Source organism: Streptomyces sp. HUAS MG56, assembly GCF_058673395.1.
This window is the reverse complement of the sequence record NZ_CM178722.1, coordinates 7045900-7063659: the sequence shown is the minus strand read 5'-3', so window position 1 is coordinate 7063659 and position 17760 is coordinate 7045900. Positions and strand designations below refer to the sequence as shown.

Sequence of the window (17760 nt, the reverse complement as noted above, 5' to 3'; positions counted from 1 at the left end):
CTACTTCTCCTGCTTCTCGTCGACGCCCGCTTCCGCGTCAGCGCCGCTCATCTCGTCCTTCTCGCCGTCTTCGAGTGAACCGGCGAGTCCCTGCAAAGCCGCCCAACGGATGTCGACGGCGTCGTGATGGTGGTCCGGGTTGTCCGTGAGCCGCGCTCCGCACTCGGAGCACAGGCCCTGGCAGTCTTCCTGGCACACCGGCTGCATCGGCAGTGCGAGCACCACCGCGTCGCGCAGCAGAGGTTCGAGGTCGAAGAGTCCGTCCTCGAGGAAGAACCTGTCCTCGTCGTCCTCGGCGTCGTCGCCCGGTTCCGCGATCACGCGGCCCCGGTCGTCGGCGTCAGGGTACGAGAACAGTTCCTGGAAGTCCGCTTCGAGCTGCTGCTCGACCGGCTCCAGACACCTTACGCACTCCCCCTCGGCCAGTGCACGGGCGGTGCCTGTGACGAGCACCCCTTCCATGACCGACTCAAGGCGGAGTTCGAGCTCCAGCGGGGCGCCCTCGGGCACTCCGATGACTCCCTGGATCCCGAGATCCGCGGGGGCGTCGATCGTGCGGGTCAGGCGCTGGAGCGCGCCAGGACGCCGCCCCAGCTCGTGTGTGTCGAACACGAGAGGGTTGCGGTGGTCGAGGCGGGCGTTGGGAGCCATTCCTGCTTTCGATCTTCAAACTCGGAGGGACGCCGCCCTTCGGTGTTCCGGGCAGCGCAGATCGCGGACATACGCGCGACCGAAGAGCCAGGATACTGGACCTTTCGCTCTCGGCCCAATCCGGCCCTGTCTACAGGCCCCGGCCCTGCTCGTACGCCCGCAGCTGCTCCGCGCTGATCATGCCGGTGTCGAAGAGGCTGGTCTCGTCGAGGGCGTAGCCCTGCTGTCCCTGGTGCTGGTGGGACTGCTGGGCCTGCTGGGGGTCGTAAGCGGCCTGCTGGGGGTCGTAGGAGCCCTGGTAGGCGTAGGGGTCGGCCTGCTGGTAGCCGTAGCCGGTCTGGGTCTGCTGGGGGAAGGCCGCGTACGGGTCCGGCTGCTGCTGGTAGCCGTACGCCGGCTGCGGCTCGTACGACGGCTGCTGGGGCTGCTGCTGCGCCGGCCGGTCCTGGCGCTCGGCCGGGGCGTCCTGCTCGGCGAGGGCCGCGAGGTCGGCGAGGTAGTCGGCGTCGCTGGAGTGCTGGAAGGTCGTGGTGTCGTCGGCGAGGGCGCCGAGGTCGTCCGTGGCGATCCGGCCGTGCAGCTTCTGCCGGCCGCGGCCGACGGCCTCCAGGGTCTTGGCGAGGACCGCCTCGAAGGCGCCCAGCTTGGCGTCGACGTACTGGTCGGCGGTGTGGCGCAGGGTCTCCGGGTCGTGGCTGCGCTCGGGGGCGTCCTCGTCCTCGTAGCCGTTCTCGTCCAGGCCGGGGCCGGTGCCGAGCAGCTTCTCGCGGCCGCGGCCGACCGAGCCGAGGGTCTTGGTGAGGACGACCTCGAAGTTGGCGAGCTTGGAGTCGACGTAGTCGTCGGCCTCGGCGCGGACCTCCTCGGCCTCCTGGCGGGCCTCGGCGAGGATCCGGTCGGCCTCCGACTGGGAGCGGCGGGCGATCTCGGTGTCGGAGATCAGCGAGCCGCGCTCGGCGTGCGCGCCCTCGATGATCCGCTCGGCCTCCTGGCGGGCCTGCTCGACCATCTGCTCACGGCCGCCGATCAGCTCCTGCGCCTGCGCGAGGGAGCCGGGCAGGGCCTGGCGCACCTCTTCCAGCATCGCGAGCAGCTCGGCGCGGTTGATCACGCACGAGGCCGACATGGGCATGGCGCGGGCGCCGGCGACCGCGGAGACGATCTCGTCGAGCTTCTTCTGCACGTCCACCTGTGCTCGCCACTCTCTACAGCCGGGTTGGAGACGGACGGGACGACTGTAGTCCCATCGGTCCCATCAGTCCTTGTGCAGGCGCTTGTTGAGGGCCCCCAGCACCGGGGCGGGCACCAGGTGCGAGACGTCGCCGCCCCAGGCCGCGACCTCCTTCACCAGGGAGGAGGACAGGAAGCTGTACGTGGGGTTGGTGGGCACGAACAGCGTCTCGACGCCCGTGAGCCCGATGTTCATCTGGGCCATCTGCAGTTCGTAGTCGAAGTCGCTGACGGCGCGCAGGCCCTTGACGATGGCCGGGATCTCGCGCTGCTTGCAGAAGTCGACCAGGAGGCCGTGGAAGGCCTCGACGCGCACGTTGTCGTACTCGGCGGTGACCTCGCGGATCAGCTCGATCCGCTCCTCGATCTCGAACAGGCCCTTCTTGGACTTGTTGATCATCACCGCGACGTAGACCTCGTCGTAGAGGCGCGAGGCACGGGCGATGATGTCGAGGTGTCCGTTGGTGATGGGGTCGAACGACCCGGGACAGACGGCGCGGCGCACTTGTGATCCCTCGCTCTCCGGTCCGGTCATCGTGCGTCTTCGCACGTAGAGGCGGCGCGACCGTACCAAAACGTTCCCTCGCCGTAGCGACGGGACCTCAGTGGTGCGAATCCGTCGGGCCAGCGGAATTCTCCGCCTCTGGTGCTGCGCTCCACGGTGACGAGGGCTTCTTCGGTGAGCCAGCGTTCGGAGCGGAGTGTGAGCAGAATCTCGCGAAGATCGTCGTCCGTGACGGCGTACGGAGGGTCGAGGAAGACGAGGTCGTACGGCTCGGCGGGGGGCGCGGTTCTGATGACTTGTTCCGCTTTGCCCGCGCGCACTTCGGCGCCGGGCAGGCCGAGGTTCCTGACGTTGTCGCGGACGGTCCTCGCCGCGCGGGCGTCGGCTTCCACGAGGAGCGTGTGGCTCGCGCCGCGGGAGAGCGCCTCCAGACCCACGGCGCCCGAGCCGGCGTAGAGGTCGAGGACCCGTTCGCCGTCGAGGGGGCCGCCGAGGAGGGACTGCCAGGTGGAGAAGAGACCTTCGCGGGCGCGGTCGGAGGTGGGCCGGGTTCCGGTGCCGGGCGGTACGGCCAGGCGACGTCCGCCGGCGGTGCCGGCGATCACGCGGGTCATCTTCGGTCCTTGGTCGGGGGTGGTGACGGATTCAGTGTGGCAGGCCGCTTCAGCCCTTTTCCAAGTACTGCTCCCTCTCGTCGTCCAGCAGGGCGGCCAGCGCCGTCCGCAGGCCCGGCAGGTGCTCCAGCTCCGGGTCCGCGCTCACCACCGCCGTCGCCTCCTGTCTCGCCTCCGCGATGACCTCCTCGTCCTCGATGACGGCGAGGACGCGCAGGCTGCTGCGGGCGCCGGACTGGGCCTGGCCGAGGACGTCGCCCTCGCGGCGCTGTTCGAGGTCGATGCGGGAGAGCTCGAAGCCGTCGAGCGTGGCGGCGACCGCGTTCAACCGCTGGCGGGCCGCGCTCGCCTCGGGCATCTCGGTGACCAGCAGGCACAGGCCGGGGGCCGAGCCGCGGCCGACGCGGCCGCGGAGCTGGTGGAGCTGGGAGACGCCGAAGCGGTCGGCGTCCATGATGACCATGGCCGTGGCGTTGGGGACGTTGACGCCGACCTCGATGACCGTGGTGGCCACCAGGACGTCGGTGTCGCCGGCCGCGAAGCGGCGCATGACCGCGTCCTTGTCGTCGGGGTGCATACGGCCGTGCAGCACCTCGACCGTGAGCCCCTGGAGTGGGCCCTTGGCCAGCTGGTCGGCCACGTCGAGGACCGCGAGCGGCGGGCGCTTCTCCGCCTCGTCCTCGGGGGACGGTTTCTTGGCCTTCTTGGCGTCGGCCTCGTCGATGTCGTCGCCGATGCGGGGGCAGACGACGTACGCCTGGTGGCCGTTCGCCACCTCCTCGCGGACCCGCTCCCAGGCGCGGGCGAGGAAGTGGGGCTTGTCGGCGGCCGGGACGACATGGCTGGCGATGGGTGAGCGGCCGGCCGGGAGCTGGTCGAGGACCGAGGTCTCCAGGTCGCCGAAGACGGTCATGGCGACCGTGCGCGGGATGGGGGTGGCCGTCATGACGAGGAGGTGGGGCGGCTGCTTGCCCTTGCCGCGCAGGGCGTCGCGCTGTTCGACGCCGAAGCGGTGCTGTTCGTCGACCACGACCAGGCCCAGGTCGTGGAACTGGACCTTGTCCTCGATGAGCGCGTGCGTGCCGATGACGATGCCGGCCTCGGCGGTGACCAGATCGAGCAGCGCCTGGCGGCGGGCGGCGGCGCCCATGGAGCCGGTGAGCAGGACGACCTTGGTGGCCTGCTCGGCGCCGCCCAGCATGCCGCCCTCGGCCAGCTCGCCCATCATCTCCGTGATCGACCGGTGGTGCTGCTGGGCGAGCACCTCGGTGGGCGCGAGCATGGCCGCCTGCCCGCCCGCGTCGACGACGGCGAGCATGGCGCGCAGGGCGACCATGGTGTTGTGGGTCACCGAGAAGTGGTCGGTGACGTACGCGTGACTGGAGTGCGCGACGCTGATGCACTGGACCGGTTTCCGGCCCACATACTCCACCGCCCGGATGCCACGCCTGAAGGTGTTGTGTTCCGGACGTGGCCGCACGCGCTCCGCCTTGTGTGTGAGCCGGAAGGGGGCGAACTCGTCGGGCAGCGCGACCGAGACGTTGAAGGCGGATCCCTTCGGCAGCACCCGCGCCCGGCCGCCCAAGGACCGCACGATCCAGGCGACGTCATCCGCGAGCCTGCGCGAGGCCGAACACAGGGAGATGCTCATCCCGTCCCGGTGAATCGTGCCATCCGTGTCCAGCAGCCCTTGCAGGAGAGCGAGCCGATTCTTGATCGACGCGTTCTTGAAGTCGTCGGGGACGAACCTGTCGTGGGACGCCAGGCCCCAGAGACCGAGGTCACGCAGGACCTGGATCACCGGGTTCCGGACGCCGCCCGCGCGCTGCGACAGCTGGATCATGTAGTCGCACCGGGAGCCCTGGACCGCCACGAGGCGGCAGTCCGGAGCCACGGAAGCCGCGACGGCGTCGTGGATCTCCGCGTCCTCGGTGGACAGGCGCAGGTCGTGCCGGAACGAACCACCGCCCAGGAGGAGTCCGAACAGATACGGGTCCAGCGGGAGTCCCGAGTCGTCGCCGAGGTCCACCGGCGTGGCCACCGGGATGTACCACTTCGACGAGCCGTCGGCTTCGAACAGGTCGTGCCGGATTTCCCTCGCGGTCATCACCTTCGGCGGCTGACCGCGCTGCCACCCGCACCTCGTGCCGACGATCCAGAGGTGCTCGTCATCGCATTCCACGGAGCTCCCGTCGGACAACACCATGCGCCACACTTCGCGCTCTCCCTGTGGGAAGACCCCGTCGACCAGGGCGACATCTCCGTCGGGCACGATGACCTCGTCGCCCTCCCTCATGTCTCCCATCCGCCTGAACCCCCTGGGCGTCAGGACGAGCGAGTCCAGTGGCTGGGCCTTCCCCGATCCCACCTCGCCCTGGAGCAGGCGGTGCATCGGGTGTTCCGTGGCGAGGTCGTCGAAGATCTCGCGGGAGACCTTCCGCTGGCCCTCGGTGAGGGTGAAGGGGAGGCGGTCGTCGAAGGCCGTGAGGAGGCCGTCGGGCCGGGGCCTGCGGGGGACGGCCGGGAGCTGGGCGTCCGCGTGGCGGCGGCGGGCCAGGGCCACCTGGAGGACGAAGGCCTCGTCCCACTTGAGCCGGGCGCGGGCGTCGGCGATGTCCGCCTTGGTGTGCGGGCGGTGGATCTTGAGCAGTGCCTCGGGGAGCGGGAGCAGGCCGCGGCCTTCGAGGAGCGGGCCCGGCAGCGGGTCGACGGCCTCCTGGGCGGCGGGCAGCACCGTCTGGACCGCCTTGCCGATCTTCCAGGACTCCAGCTTGGCGGTGGCCGGGTAGATCGGGATCAGGGCGCCGGCCCAGCTCTCGACCGTTTCCTCGCTGTCGCCGCGCAGCAGTTCGTAGGCGGGATGGGCCAGTTGGAGGCGGCGGTTGAAGACGGAGACCTTGCCGGCGAACATCGCGCGCGTGCCCGGCAGCAGCTCCTTGTGCGGCTTGTGCACGCCGTTGCCGAAGAAGACCAGCTGGAGGCGGCCGCTGCCGTCGGTGATCGTGACCTCCAGGCGCTGGCCCTTGCCGCGCGGCGCCCTGGCGGAGGCGAACGTGTGCAGCCGGGCGTCGGCGACCTGGGCGACCACCGTGACGTGCTCGTCCATGGGGAGGTCGGCGAGGTGGGTGAGCTGGCCGCGCTCCTCGTATCTGCGCGGGTAGTGGTGCAGGAGGTCGCCGACGGTGTCCAGGCCGAGGTGCTCGGCCATCACCTTCGCGGTGGCGGGGCCGAGCACTGACTTCAGGGGCTGCTTCAGGGGTTCTTCCAGTGCGGGCACGAGATCCATTGCACACCACGGCACTGACAATGCCGTAGCACCGCCCGGCCCGGCCGCCGTGCGCGCTGCCCTGCGCATTCGTCCCGCCACGCCGTCAAAATCAGGGAAAGCCCTGGTCAGGTGCGCTGATCCGGCCCTAGGATGGCGCGCTCCGGCCCCCTTTCCGCGGTCACCGCCCCATCCGGGACCGCCCGACCCCGCGCCGCACGCGTCCCCCCTCCGGCGCAGTGACGATGGAATCCCAGACCTCACAGTCATCCCAGGCATCCCGGTCACCCCACCAACCTCACCCGCCTCACACGTTCCAGGTCGACCTGCGCGGTCTGGTGGACCTGCTCTCCCATCACCTCTACTCCAGCCCCAAGGTCTATCTGCGCGAGCTGCTGCAGAACGCGGTCGACGCGGTCACCGCGCGGCGGGCCGAGCAGCCGGACGCCCCGGCGCTGGTCCGGCTGCACCCGGCGGACGGCGGGCTGCGCGTCGAGGACAGCGGCATCGGGCTCACCGAGGCGGACGTGCACGAGCTGCTGGCCACCATCGGGCGCAGTTCCAAGCGGGCCGAGGGCCTGCGGGAGGCGCGCTCCGGCTTCCTCGGCCAGTTCGGCATCGGGCTGCTCGCCTGCTTCGTGGTCGCCGAGCGGATCCGCGTGGTCAGCCGCAGCGCCCGTACGCCCGACGCGCCGCCGGTCGAGTGGACGGCCCGCGACGACGGGTCGTACACCGTGCGCACGCTGGACGGCTCGGCGCGGCCCGAGCCGGGCACCACCGTGTACCTGACCGCGCGTCCGGGCGCCGCCGAGTGGCTCGCGCCCGAGCGGGTCCTGGCCCTGGCCCGGGACTTCGGCTCGCTGCTGCCGTACGACGTCCGGGTCGGCGAGGAGCCGGTCACCGAGCTGCCCGCGCCCTGGGACCGGCCGTATCCGAGCCCGGCGGGCCGAAGGGTGGCGCTGGCCCGGCACTGTCGGGAGCTGTTCGGGTTCGCGCCGCTGGACTCGATCGACCTGGACGTGCCGCTGGCCGGGATCCGCGGGGTGGCGTACGTGCTGCCGGCCTCGGTCGGACCGGCCCAGCGGGCACGGCACCGGGTGCATCTCAAGGGCATGCTGCTGACCGAGCGGGCCGAACAGGTACTGCCGGACTGGGCGTTCTTCGTGCGCTGTGTGCTGGACACCGACAGCCTGCGGCCCACGGCCTCGCGCGAGTCGCTGTACGAGGACGAGACGCTGGCCGCGGTCCGCGACGCGCTCGGCGACCGGATCCGCTCCTGGCTCACGGGGCTCGCCGCCGGTGATCCGGAGCGGCTGCGGGCCTTCCTCGCCGTGCACCACCTGGGGGTCAAGTCCCTGGCCCGGCACGATGCCGGGATGCTGCGCACGATGCTGCCGTGGCTGCCGTTCGAGACGACCGACGGGCAGCTGTCCCTGGAGGAGTTCGCGCAGCGCCACCCGGTGGTGCACTTCACGCGGACCGTCGAGGAGTACCGGCAGGTCGCGCCGATCGCGTCCGCGCAGGGTGTGGGCGTCGTCAACGGCGGCTACACGTACGACAGCGAGCTGGTCGAGGCGCTGCCGTCGGTGCGGCCGGGGACGGTGGTCGCCGAGTTGGACGCGGACACCGTGACCGCGCACCTGGACTCCGTGGACCCGGCCGAGGAACTGGCGCTGTCGGGCTTCCTGGCGGCCGCGCGGGCCAAGCTCGACCCGCTGGGCTGCGACGTCGTGCTGCGGGCCTTCCACCCCCTGTCCGTGCCCGCGCTGCACCTGGACGACCGGGGCGCCCGGCACGAGCAGGCGCGCGCGGACGCCGAGGAGCGGGCCGACGACCTGTGGGCGGGCATCCTGGGCTCGCTGCGCGGCAGCGCCCCGCGCGCGCGTCTGGTGCTCAACCATCTCAACCCGCTGGTGCGGCGCATCGGTTCGCTGGCGGACCCGGAACTGATCGGCACCGCCACCGAGTCGCTGTACGGGCAGGCCCTGCTGATGGCGCAGCGCCCGCTGCGGCCGGCCGACTCGGCGCTGCTCAACCGGGCGTTCCTCGGCCTCCTGGAATGGGCCACGCACGGAGAGTCCGCTCAGGGGGCTCGGGGAGAGGACGATCACCGATGAGCGGAATCGACGGCACGCACGGGACCGGCGGGAGCGAGGGGGCCACGGACTTCGACACGCTGCGCCGGGCGATGGCGGAGAACTCCGAGCAGCCGGAGGGGCCCGCCCGCAACGCGCGCGCGGAGCGGCTGCTGGCCGACGCCGAGCGGCTGGACGTCCGGCTCGCCGTGATCGAGGCGCTCGGACACCAGCTGAAGGTCTACAACTACAGCTCCGAGAAGGACAAGATGTTCGTCCCGTTCGCGCGGCTGCTGCGCATGTGGGACGAACGGCCGGAGGACTTCGACGCGTACGAGGCGCACTCGCTGCACTGGGTCTTCAAGTGGATGTCGGCGGGCATGCTCGACCAGCCGCACGTGCCGCTCGCCTCCATCGAGAAGTGGCTCGGCGAGATGGCGCACCGCTACCGGCTCGCCGGGCACTCCGAACGGGCCGTGCGCAGCGCGGAGTTCAGCGTGGCCGCGCACGTCGGCGACCACGCGCGCGCGGAGCGGGCGTACGCCGCGTGGCTGGCCGCCGACCGGGACGAGATGGCCGACTGCCACGCGTGCGAGCTGCACGGGCAGGGTGAATGGCAGGTGACGCTCGGCCGGGACGAGGAGGCCCTGGAGCTGTGGCGGCCGGTGCTGGAGGGCGAGTTCGCGTGCGCGCACGAACCGCACACCGTGCTGGCGTCCTCCCTGGCCCCGCTGCTGCGCCTGGGCCGCGTGGACGAGGCCCGGGCGCATCACCTGCGGGGCTTTCGTCTCGTACGCCCGATGGAGTCGATGCGGGGTGCGTACGCCGACCATGTGGAGTTCTGCGCGCTGAGCGGCAACGAGGCGCGCGGTCTGGAGCTGCTCGCCGAGCGGCCGGCGTACTTCACCGACACCGGGCATCCGCGCAGCCTGCTGGACTTCATGGCCGTGGTGGCGCTGCTCATGGACCGGCTGACCGAGCTGGGCCTCGGCGACCGGCGGGTGCCGGGGCCGGCCGGGCGGACCTGGACCGCGGGCGAACTCGCGGTCCACGCGCGCGCGGAGGCGCTGGCGCTGGCCGAGCGGTTCGACCGGCGCAACGGCACGGCGTACGTCGGCGACCGGGCACGCGCGCGTATGGCCCAGCGGCCGCTCGCTGACCGGCTCCCGCTGGGCGTCCGTACGCCCCGCACCGCAGCGGCGCCGGTGGCACCTGCCGCGCCCTCCGGAACGGCGGCGGCACCCGGCCTGCCCGCCCTGCTCGCCGAGGCCCGGCGCCTGTCGGAGACGCTGCGCCCGCACGCCCTGGAGGCCTGGGCGGCGGTCGCGGAGGCGGCGCGGGGCGCGGAGCTGGAGCCGCGGGCCCGCGCGGAGATCACCGACCACGAGGCGATGGCCCGCGGCCCCGAGGGCGTCGCGCTGTTCGCACGGGCGGCGGAGCTGTACGCGGAGGCGGGCGACCCCGGCGAGGCACTGGGCGCACGCGCGCGTGGCGCCTACGTCCGCGCCCTGACGGGCGAGGTGACGGCCGCCCTGACCTCCGTCACAGCCCTGTACGACGAGATCCTCGCCCTGTACGCCGAGGAGGGCACCGGTCTGCGGCAGACGGCCTCGGTGGCGATGAGCCGGGCACGGATCCTGATGCGGGGCGTACACGAGGGAGCGGTGTTCGAGGAGACCGCACGCCAAGAGGCCGAAGCCGCGTCGGACGGGCCCGCGCCCGCAGAGGCCGATCCGAGCGGCCCGGCGTCCGAAGAGACCGGCTCGCGCGGGCCCGCGGCCGAGCGGCAGGCACCCGGCCGGCCGGGGCCCGAGGGATCGGCGCCCGGAGAACTGGCATCGGACGGTCCGGCGTCCGAGGAGGCCGGTGCGGGTGGGCCCGGTGCAGCTGCGCGCGGTGATGCCGTGGCGCGGGCCGAGCGGGCTGTGCGGGAGGTGCTCGCGCTCGTGGACGGGCGGGGGGCGGACGATGTGCGGCTGGCCGCGCGGGCCGCGGAGGCGAGGGCGATGCTGGCCGAGCTGGCGGGGGTGCGCGGGGACGCCGGGCAAGCGGCGGCGTTGTTCCGCGAGGCGGCCGCCGCCTATGTCGACGCCGGCCTGCCGTGGTTCGCCGTGGAGTACGAGGTACAGGTCGCCGCCCTCGCCCATCAGGCCGGTGACGCGGACGCGGCCGAGCGCGCGCTGCGGTCCGCGCTGGAGCACGGCGGGGCGTACGTGGAGCCGGTCGGGCGGGCCCAGCTGCATCTCCAGCTCGCCGAGGTCGTCGGCGGGCGCGGCGATGTCGTCGAGGCCGCCGAGCAGGCACTCCAGGCCGCGCACTGGGCCGACGAGGCGGGCGAGAGCGGCACGCTCGGCGCCTGGGCGCGCCAGCAGCTGGGCGGTTTCCTGCTGCGCCGGGGCCGCTGCGCGGAGGCCGCCGAGGTGCTGGAGTCGGCCCTGGCGGACCTGTCCGCCGAGACGCACGGCGACGGGCCCGTCGTCCAGGCGTTGTGGTGGCTCGGCGACTGTCTGAGCGAGCTGGGCGATCACCAGGGGGCCGCCGAACGCCGGCTGCGGGCCGCCGAGTTCGCCCGGCACTGGCCCGAGCAGCAGGACCACGCCACGCTCGCCCATCTCGCCGCCGAGTCCCTGGGCAACGCCGGGCTGCTGGACGAGGCGGAGCAGGCGTACACGCGCGCGGGCGAGCTGTGGCGGGCGCTGGGCAACCCGCACTTCCTCGTGCGTTCGCTGCGCGCCCGCGCGTGGCTGGCGCTGCGCGCGGAGTCCGGCGCGCGGGGTGCGCGGGAGCTGATGGCGCAGGCGGTGCGCACCTGCGAGGGCGCGCTGGAGGCCGCGGCGGATCCGGTGGTACGGGAGCAGCTCACCGCCGAACTGGGCGCCACGCACCGCCAGTTCGGCGATCTGCTGGCCCGCTCGGCGACCGAGGAGGCCGAGGAGGTCGAAGACAGTGTGATCCAGGGGGTGTTCGAGGCCGCGCTGGCGCAGATGGACCGGGCGGCAACGCTGTTCGGCGCGCTCGGCGCGGACGGGCTGGCCAGCCGTACCGGTGCCGAACTCGCCGCGGGCTGGCTGGAGGCCGACCTCGGCCGGCCCGCCGCGGCGGCCGCACGCGCGCGTGCGGTGCTCGAAGCCTACGAGAACGCCGACCAGGACGCCGGGGACGAGACGGTGCGGGAGCGGCGGGCGGAGGCCGCGCAGCTGCTGGAGCTGGAACGGTGAACCCTCACTCCACACCGATGAGCAGCAGCGCGCCCTGCCGACCGCCCCGGTACACCACGGTGTCGACGGCGAGGTAGGACTCCCGGACGCAGGCCTGGAGGTGCTGGGCGACGGTCTCGGGGGCCTCGTCGCCGACGACGAGGGTGACCAGCTCGCCGCCCGCCTGGAGCATGCGGTCGAGGACGGTGACGGCGGTGGCGGTGACGTCGGCGCCGATCACCGCCACGTCGCCGTCGATGAGTCCGAGGACGTCCCCAGCCTGGCAGATGCCGGCCGTCGTCCAGGACTCGTGCTCGGCGACGGCCACCTCGGCGTAGCGGGTGGCGCCCGCCGCCGAGGTCATCTGGACGACGTCCTCGTCGAAGCGGCGCCCCTGCTCGTGCACGGCGAGCGCGGCGATGCCCTGGACCGCCGAGCGGGTCGGGATCAGGGCCACGCGGATGCCCTCGGTGCGGGCCTGCTCGGCGGCCGCGGCGGCCGTGTGGCGCAGCTCGGCGTCGTTGGGCAGCAGGACGACCTCGCGCGCGTGGGCCCGCCGAAGGGCCTGCACCAGCTCCCCGCTGGCGGGCGGCTCCCCGGGGCGCGCGAGGACGGTGGTCGCGCCGGCCTCGGCGTACAGCCCGGCCAGGCCCTCGCCCGGCACGACGGCGACGACGGCCCGCTGCACGCGCTCGCGTGGCGGCCGGCCGCGCCCGGTGTGCGCGTCCCCGAGCCCGAAGTGCGTGATCCGGATCCGGTACGGCCGTCCGGCCTCCACGCCCGCCTCCACGGCGGCACCGGCGTCGTCGACGTGCACGTGGACGTTCCACAGCCCGTCGCCGCCGACCACGACCAGGGAGTCGCCGAGCGCGTCGAGCCGTTCCCGGAGCCGAGCGACGGCGCCGTTCCCGGCCTCCAGCAGGTAGATCACCTCGTAGGCGGGCCCGTCCGCGCCGGGCCCGTCGTCGCACGGCCCCGCCTCGGAAACGGCCGTTACGCGCGCGTGCCCCTGAGGAGCGGCAGGGGCCCCCGGCACGTCCGGTACCGCCTCCCCCGTGAACGCCTCCACGAGCGCGCCGAGGACCGCCACGAGGCCGCGTCCGCCCGCGTCGACCACCCCGGCCCGGCCCAGCACCGCCAGCTGGCCCGGAGTGGCCGCCAGGGCCGCCCGCGCGCCCTCGTAGGCCGACCACGCGACCGCCCCGCAGTCGCCCTCGGCCCCCTCCGCGGCGTCGGCGGCGGCCGAGGCGACCGTCAGCACGGTGCCCTCGACCGGGCGGGCGACGGCCTGCCGGGCGGAGTCGGCGGCCTGCCGCAGCGCCCGTCCCAGCCCGGCGCCGTCGACGCGAGCGGCCTCGTCGTCCCGCGCGAGCACCTGGGCCATCCCCCGCAGCAGCTGCGCGAGGATCGTCCCGGAGTTTCCCTGTGCCCCGATGAGCGCGCCGTGGGCCATCGCGTGCACGGCGTCCGCGAGGGACGGCTCCCCGGCGCCCGGACCGGGTCCGGGCCCGGAGCCCGTCTCGTACCCGGCGAAGACGGCCTCCACGGCCGTGGCCGCCGATTCCAGGGTGAGGTAGAGGTTCGTGCCGGTGTCCCCGTCGGCCACGGGGTAGACGTTGATCGCGTCGATCTCCTCGCGTGCCCGGCCGAGTGCGCCGAGCGCCAGACCGCACCAGGTGCGCACCGCGAGAGCATCGAAGAATGTCTGCGGCACCTGCGCCACCTGCGCCTCCTTGAGCCGGCCGTACGTGGGACGCAGCGTAGACCCCGGGCCGGTGTCCGGCGGAAGAGGGCCGGGGGCGGGGGCCTGAGCTGCCATGGTAGTTTCGTTGTACGGACGCAGTCGTTGTATGCTGCTCCGGTTGCCCGATCCACATCGGGCCGTTCCCCTGGCAACGCCACTCAGATTCAGGTCGTACGATCTCGATCCCGGCATGCCGGGATTATCCGTAAGTGCATCTGAAGTCTTTGGAGTGACCCGTGGCTGCCAACTGCGACGTCTGCGGCAAGGGGCCGGGCTTCGGCAACAACATCTCGCACTCGCACCGCCGTACGCCCCGCCGCTGGAACCCGAACATCCAGCGTGTGCGTACCGTGGTCGGCGGGACGCCGAAGCGCGTGAACGCTTGCACCTCGTGCATCAAGGCCGGCAAGGTCTCGCGCTGACGCACAGCTAAGCGCGCGGCCACTGCTGGTTCGCTGCACTGAGCCGGTCCACCTCACGGTGGGCCGGCTTTTTGCCGTACTCACGTTTGCCGTACTCGCGAGGTCACTCGGGCGACCTGAACCGCCAGCCGTGGTCCACCGGCCCGATCCCGGCCCCGAGCGCGAACCCGGCGGCGATGGCCCCCGTGACGTACTCCTTGGCCGCCGCGACGGCCTCCGGCACGCCCTGCCCCTTCGCCAGGCCCGACGCGATGGCGGAGGCCAGCGTGCAGCCCGTGCCGTGCGTGTGCCGGTTGTCGTGGCGGGGCGCCCGCAGCCAGTGCTCCGCCGAGCCGTCCGTGAGCAGGTCCACGGCGTCTCCGGCCAGATGCCCGCCCTTGATCAGCACCCAGCGCGGCCCGTACTCCAGCACGGCCGCCGCGGCCCGGCGCAGATCGTCCTCCGACTCGACGCGCACGCCTGTGAGTTGGGCCACCTCGTCGAGGTTCGGGGTCGCCACGGTGGCCGCCGGGAGCAGCTTCGTGCGCACGGAGTCCAGCGCGGAGGCGGCCAGCAGCGGGTCGCCGTGCTTGGAGACGCCGACCGGGTCGACCACGGCCAGGGCGTCCGTGCCCAAGATCAACTCGGCGACCGTCTCGACCAGTTCCGCCGAGGACAGCATGCCGGTCTTCACGGCCTGGACGCCGATGTCGTCCACGACGCTGCGGTACTGGGCCCGCACCGCCGCCACCGGCAGCTCCCAGGCGCCCTGCACGCCCAGCGAGTTCTGCGCGGTCACGGCCGTGATCACGCTCATGCCGTGCACGCCGAGCGCCAGCATCGTCTTCAGGTCGGCCTGGATGCCCGCGCCGCCGCCGGAGTCGGAACCGGCCACCGTCAGTACGCGCGGGATCACGACTCGATGTCCCCGAAGTGGTCCCAGCCGCCCTTGCTGGTCCAGGGCGCCCCGTCGACGGTCACCTGGGGCAGCGCGGAGGGGTTGAGGACCTCTCCGATGACCTTCCAGCGGGCCGGCAGCTTGGTGTCCGGCGGGAAGGTCGCGACGATCGCGTGGTCCTCTCCCCCGCTCAGCACCCACTGGAGCGGGTCGACGCCGACGGCCTGACCGATGTCGTTCATCTGGGTCGGGATGTCGATCGCGCCGGAGCGGATGTCGATACGTACCTTGCTGGCCTCGGCGATGTGCCCGAGGTCGGCGATCAGCCCGTCGCTCACGTCGCACATCGCGGACGCGCCGAGCCGGGCGGCCGCCGGGCCCGCGTGGTACGGCGGCTCGGGGCGGCGGTGGGCCTCGACGAAGGCGCGCGGGGAGCGGAAGCCGCGCGAGAGGACCGCGTAACCGGCCGCGGACCAGCCCAGCCAGCCCGTGACGGCCACCAGGTCGCCGGGCTGGGCTCCCGCGCGCGTGACGGGCTCCTGGTTGCGCAGATCGCCGAGCGCGGTGATCGACACCATGATCGTGTCGCCGCGTACGACGTCCCCGCCGACCACCGAGGCGCCCGCGACCTGGCACTCGTCGCGCAGGCCGTCCATCAGCTCGCTCGGCCAGGTCACCGGGAGTTCGGCGGGCACGACCAGGCCGAGCAGCAGCGCGGTCGGCACGGCGCCCATGGCGGCGATGTCGGCGAGGTTCTGGGCCGCCGCCTTGCGTCCCACGTCGTAGGCCGTGGACCAGTCGCGGCGGAAGTGCCGCCCCTCCAGCAGGATGTCGGTGCTCGCCACCACGCGCCGGTCGGGCGCGGCGACCACCGCGGCGTCGTCGCCGGGGCCGATCCGGACCGCCGGGGTGGTGGTGAGACGGGAGGTGAGCTCCCTGATGAGCCCGAACTCCCCGAGCTCACCAACAGTGCCCTTCATTTCCCTTGCTCCCCTTCTGTCCCTGGTCGCTGGTCGTGCCCAGTCGCGCGACATCAGTGTCCCCGATACGGTCGAGATGACCGTCGCCCGGTCGAGGTCGACCGTCAACCGCCGTCGCGCCTGCACCCTGGCGCGCAAGCCCGGTTCCCGCAGGTCTCCCCTCGGGGAGCGGCGACGCGATACCGTGGCGTTCCTTTTCCCCACATGATCCTCGTGGCCGCCCTGGAGGTTCCGTGGTACAGGCGTACATCCTGATCCAGACGGAGGTCGGCAAGGCGTCGACCGTCGCCGAGACGATCAGCAAGATCCCTGGAGTGATCCAGGCCGAGGACGTGACGGGTCCGTACGATGTCATCGTGCGCGCCCAGGCCGACACGGTCGACGACCTCGGCCGGATGGTGGTCGCGAAAGTCCAGCAAGTGGACGGCATCACGCGCACCCTGACCTGTCCGGTCGTGCATCTGTAGCCCCCGTCTACGCTTGGCCGGTGAACATCTTCCGTCACCGGCCCCTCGGCCTGCTCGCGCCCGCGCTGCTGATCGCGGTCGCGGGCTGTTCCTCGGCAGACGACAGCGCCTCGGTGGCGGTTCCCACCCCCGACGCGAAGACGGCCCCGGTGTGCCGGGACCTGCGCAAGGTGCTGCCGCAGAAGCTCGACGGACGGAGCCGTGACGACCCCGCACCCCGGTCCGCCTACACGGCGGGCTGGGGAAGCCCGGCGATCATACTGCGCTGCGGTGTCGTACGGCCGCCGAAGATGGTCGATCCGAAGGTGGCGGAAGGGGGCGACCCGGACGCGATCGCGGGCGGGGTGAACGGCGTCGACTGGCTGATGGAGAAGCAGGGCGACGGGACCTGGCGGTTCACGACGGCCAACCGCGTGGCCTATGTGCAGATCGGCCTGCCCAAGGGGATGTCCGCGCAGGACGAGGGCACGGCGGTGCTCACGGACATCGCGCCGGCTGTGAAGAAGGCGATCCCGGTCGGGATCGCCTCCATGCGCGGGTGAACTGCGAGCTGCTCAGCGCAGCCCGGTCGGGCGGCGCAGCGCGGCCTGCACCAGGCGGTCGATCAGCTCGGGGTAGCCGACGCCCGTGGCCTGCCACATCTGCGGGTACATCGAGATCGGCGTGAAGCCGGGCAGGGTGTTGATCTCGTTGATCACGAACTCGCCGTCCTCGGTGAGGAAGAAGTCCGCGCGGACCAGCCCCTCGCAGGAGGCGGCCTCGAACGCCTCGACCGCGAGCCGCCGCACCTCGGCGGTCTCCGCGTCGGTGAGCGGCGCCGGGACGATGCCGGGCGTGGAGTCGATGTACTTGGCCTCGAAGTCGTAGTACGCGTGCGTGTCCGGCGGCGGGATCTCGGCCGGTACGGAGGCGCGCGGGCCGTCCTCGAACTCCAGGACGCCGCACTCGATCTCGCGGCCCCGCAAGGCGGCCTCGACGAGGATCTTCGGGTCGTGCTGCTGGGCGGTGGCGATCGCCTCGTCCAGGCCGGACAGGTCGTCGACCTTGGTGATGCCGATCGAGGAACCCGCGCGCGCGGGCTTCACGAACAGCGGCCAGCCGTGCTCGCCCGCGAAGTCGACGATCTTCTTCCGGGCGGCGGACTCGTCCTGCGCCCACTCACGGGGGCGGATCACCACGTAGGGGCCGACCTTGAGCCCGAAGGAGGTGAAGATCCGCTTCATGTACTCCTTGTCCTGGCCGACGGCCGAGGCGAGCACGCCGGCGCCCACGTACGGCACGCCGGACAGCTCCAGGAGGCCCTGAAGGGTGCCGTCCTCGCCGTAGGGGCCGTGCAGCACCGGGAAGACCACGTCGACCTCGCCCAGCGCCTTGGGCACGGAGCCGGGCTCGCTGTAGACGACTTCGCGGTTCGCGGGGTCGACGGGGAGCACCACGCCGCCCTCGTGCGACTCCGCCAGCTCCTCGACGTCGGGGGTGCGGCGGTCGGTGATGGCCATCCGCTCCGGTTCGTCGGCGGTGAGGGCCCACCGGCCGTCCCGGGTGATGCCGATCGGCAGGACGTCGTACTTGGTCCGGTCGATGGCCTTGAGGACGGCGCCGGCGGTGACCACGGAGATCCCGTGTTCGGAGCTGCGCCCGCCGAACACGACGGCCACGCGCGGCTTGCGCGACGGCTGCTCAGGGCTCTGGGGAAGGTTCTCGGTGCTCATATCGGGTTGAGAGTACCCGGT

Annotated in this window: 14 protein-coding genes; 5 read left to right on the top strand and 9 right to left on the bottom strand. The window is 72.7% G+C overall.

From position 1 onward, the window contains the following. The 5 genes from AC4OXY_RS33360 to AC4OXY_RS33340 all read right to left on the bottom strand — a co-directional run bounded on the left by AC4OXY_RS33360 (position 1) and on the right by AC4OXY_RS33340 (position 6286). Positions 1-651, bottom strand: coding sequence for a YceD family protein (locus AC4OXY_RS33360; protein ID WP_356024603.1), 651 nt, complete (start codon positions 649-651; stop codon positions 1-3). Between the two features lie 130 nt (positions 652-781). Continuing rightward, positions 782-1840: a F0F1 ATP synthase subunit B gene (locus AC4OXY_RS33355; RefSeq protein ID WP_356024605.1), complete on the bottom strand. Its 1059-nt coding sequence runs from the start codon at positions 1838-1840 to the stop codon at positions 782-784. Positions 1841-1906: 66 nt separating this feature from the next. Beyond that, the gene (gene coaD / locus AC4OXY_RS33350; protein ID WP_356024739.1) at positions 1907-2386 is read right to left on the bottom strand and encodes a pantetheine-phosphate adenylyltransferase; all 480 of its coding nucleotides are present in this window, start codon (positions 2384-2386) and stop codon (positions 1907-1909) included. 26 nt (positions 2387-2412) lie between these two features. After that, positions 2413-3000 (bottom strand): 16S rRNA (guanine(966)-N(2))-methyltransferase RsmD, encoded by a 588-nt coding sequence (rsmD, locus tag AC4OXY_RS33345; RefSeq protein ID WP_356024606.1) that lies wholly within the window; start codon positions 2998-3000, stop codon positions 2413-2415. A gap of 49 nt (positions 3001-3049) precedes the next feature. Next, a complete protein-coding gene (locus AC4OXY_RS33340; protein WP_491991545.1) occupies positions 3050-6286 on the bottom strand; it encodes a helicase-related protein in 3237 nt (1078 codons plus the stop codon). 224 nt (positions 6287-6510) lie between these two features. Between AC4OXY_RS33340 and AC4OXY_RS33335 the strand changes: the two genes are divergently transcribed. Further along, positions 6511-8382 carry an HSP90 family protein gene (locus AC4OXY_RS33335; RefSeq protein WP_402066864.1) on the top strand — a complete coding sequence of 624 codons (1872 nt, stop codon included), beginning with the start codon at positions 6511-6513 and terminating at the stop codon, positions 8380-8382. Further along, entirely contained in the window at positions 8379-11558 is a 3180-nt protein-coding gene (locus tag AC4OXY_RS33330; RefSeq protein WP_491991544.1) for a tetratricopeptide repeat protein, read from the top strand. Before AC4OXY_RS33335 ends, AC4OXY_RS33330 begins: the two co-directional genes overlap by 4 nt. Before the next feature lie 4 nt (positions 11559-11562). Here the strand turns inward: AC4OXY_RS33330 and AC4OXY_RS33325 are convergent, their stop codons facing one another. Continuing rightward, a complete protein-coding gene (locus tag AC4OXY_RS33325) occupies positions 11563-13260 on the bottom strand; it encodes a DAK2 domain-containing protein (protein WP_491994670.1) in 1698 nt (565 codons plus the stop codon). A gap of 257 nt (positions 13261-13517) precedes the next feature. Between AC4OXY_RS33325 and rpmB the strand changes: the two genes are divergently transcribed. Then, entirely contained in the window at positions 13518-13703 is a 186-nt protein-coding gene (gene rpmB / locus AC4OXY_RS33320; protein ID WP_004924906.1) for a 50S ribosomal protein L28, read from the top strand. A gap of 103 nt (positions 13704-13806) precedes the next feature. On the opposite strand, the gene thiD is transcribed toward rpmB, so the two are convergent. Continuing rightward, positions 13807-14598, bottom strand: a complete 792-nt coding sequence (gene thiD / locus AC4OXY_RS33315; RefSeq protein ID WP_491991543.1) for a bifunctional hydroxymethylpyrimidine kinase/phosphomethylpyrimidine kinase — start codon at positions 14596-14598, stop codon at positions 13807-13809. Then, positions 14595-15560, bottom strand: a complete 966-nt coding sequence (locus tag AC4OXY_RS33310) for a thiamine-phosphate kinase (protein ID WP_356024618.1) — start codon at positions 15558-15560, stop codon at positions 14595-14597. The genes thiD and AC4OXY_RS33310 overlap by 4 nt, the downstream gene beginning before the upstream one ends. A gap of 233 nt (positions 15561-15793) precedes the next feature. Here AC4OXY_RS33310 and AC4OXY_RS33305 point away from each other — a divergent pair, with 233 nt between their 5' ends. Then, positions 15794-16027: an Lrp/AsnC family transcriptional regulator gene (locus AC4OXY_RS33305; protein ID WP_003997603.1), complete on the top strand. Its 234-nt coding sequence runs from the start codon at positions 15794-15796 to the stop codon at positions 16025-16027. Between the two features lie 20 nt (positions 16028-16047). Next, positions 16048-16569, top strand: coding sequence for a DUF3515 domain-containing protein (locus AC4OXY_RS33300; protein ID WP_491991542.1), 522 nt, complete (start codon positions 16048-16050; stop codon positions 16567-16569). Between the two features lie 12 nt (positions 16570-16581). Here AC4OXY_RS33300 and AC4OXY_RS33295 read toward each other — a convergent pair whose 3' ends face one another. Beyond that, entirely contained in the window at positions 16582-17739 is a 1158-nt protein-coding gene (locus AC4OXY_RS33295) for a D-alanine--D-alanine ligase family protein (protein ID WP_362823229.1), read from the bottom strand. Positions 17740-17760: the final 21 nt, after the last annotated feature.

Bases quoted from the DNA above. Each gene is read 5' to 3' on its own strand.
- rsmD (WP_356024606.1), bottom strand. From the start codon at position 3,000: ATGACCCGCGTGATCGCCGGCACCGCCGGCGGACGTCGCCTGGCCGTA.
- AC4OXY_RS33340 (WP_491991545.1), bottom strand. From the start codon at position 6,286: ATGGATCTCGTGCCCGCACTGGAAGAACCCCTGAAGCAGCCCCTGAAG.
- AC4OXY_RS33310 (WP_356024618.1), bottom strand. From the start codon at position 15,560: ATGAAGGGCACTGTTGGTGAGCTCGGGGAGTTCGGGCTCATCAGGGAG.
- AC4OXY_RS33360 (WP_356024603.1), bottom strand. From the start codon at position 651: ATGGCTCCCAACGCCCGCCTCGACCACCGCAACCCTCTCGTGTTCGAC.
- AC4OXY_RS33330 (WP_491991544.1), top strand. From the start codon at position 8,379: ATGAGCGGAATCGACGGCACGCACGGGACCGGCGGGAGCGAGGGGGCC.
- AC4OXY_RS33335 (WP_402066864.1), top strand. From the start codon at position 6,511: ATGGAATCCCAGACCTCACAGTCATCCCAGGCATCCCGGTCACCCCAC.
- AC4OXY_RS33295 (WP_362823229.1), bottom strand. From the start codon at position 17,739: ATGAGCACCGAGAACCTTCCCCAGAGCCCTGAGCAGCCGTCGCGCAAG.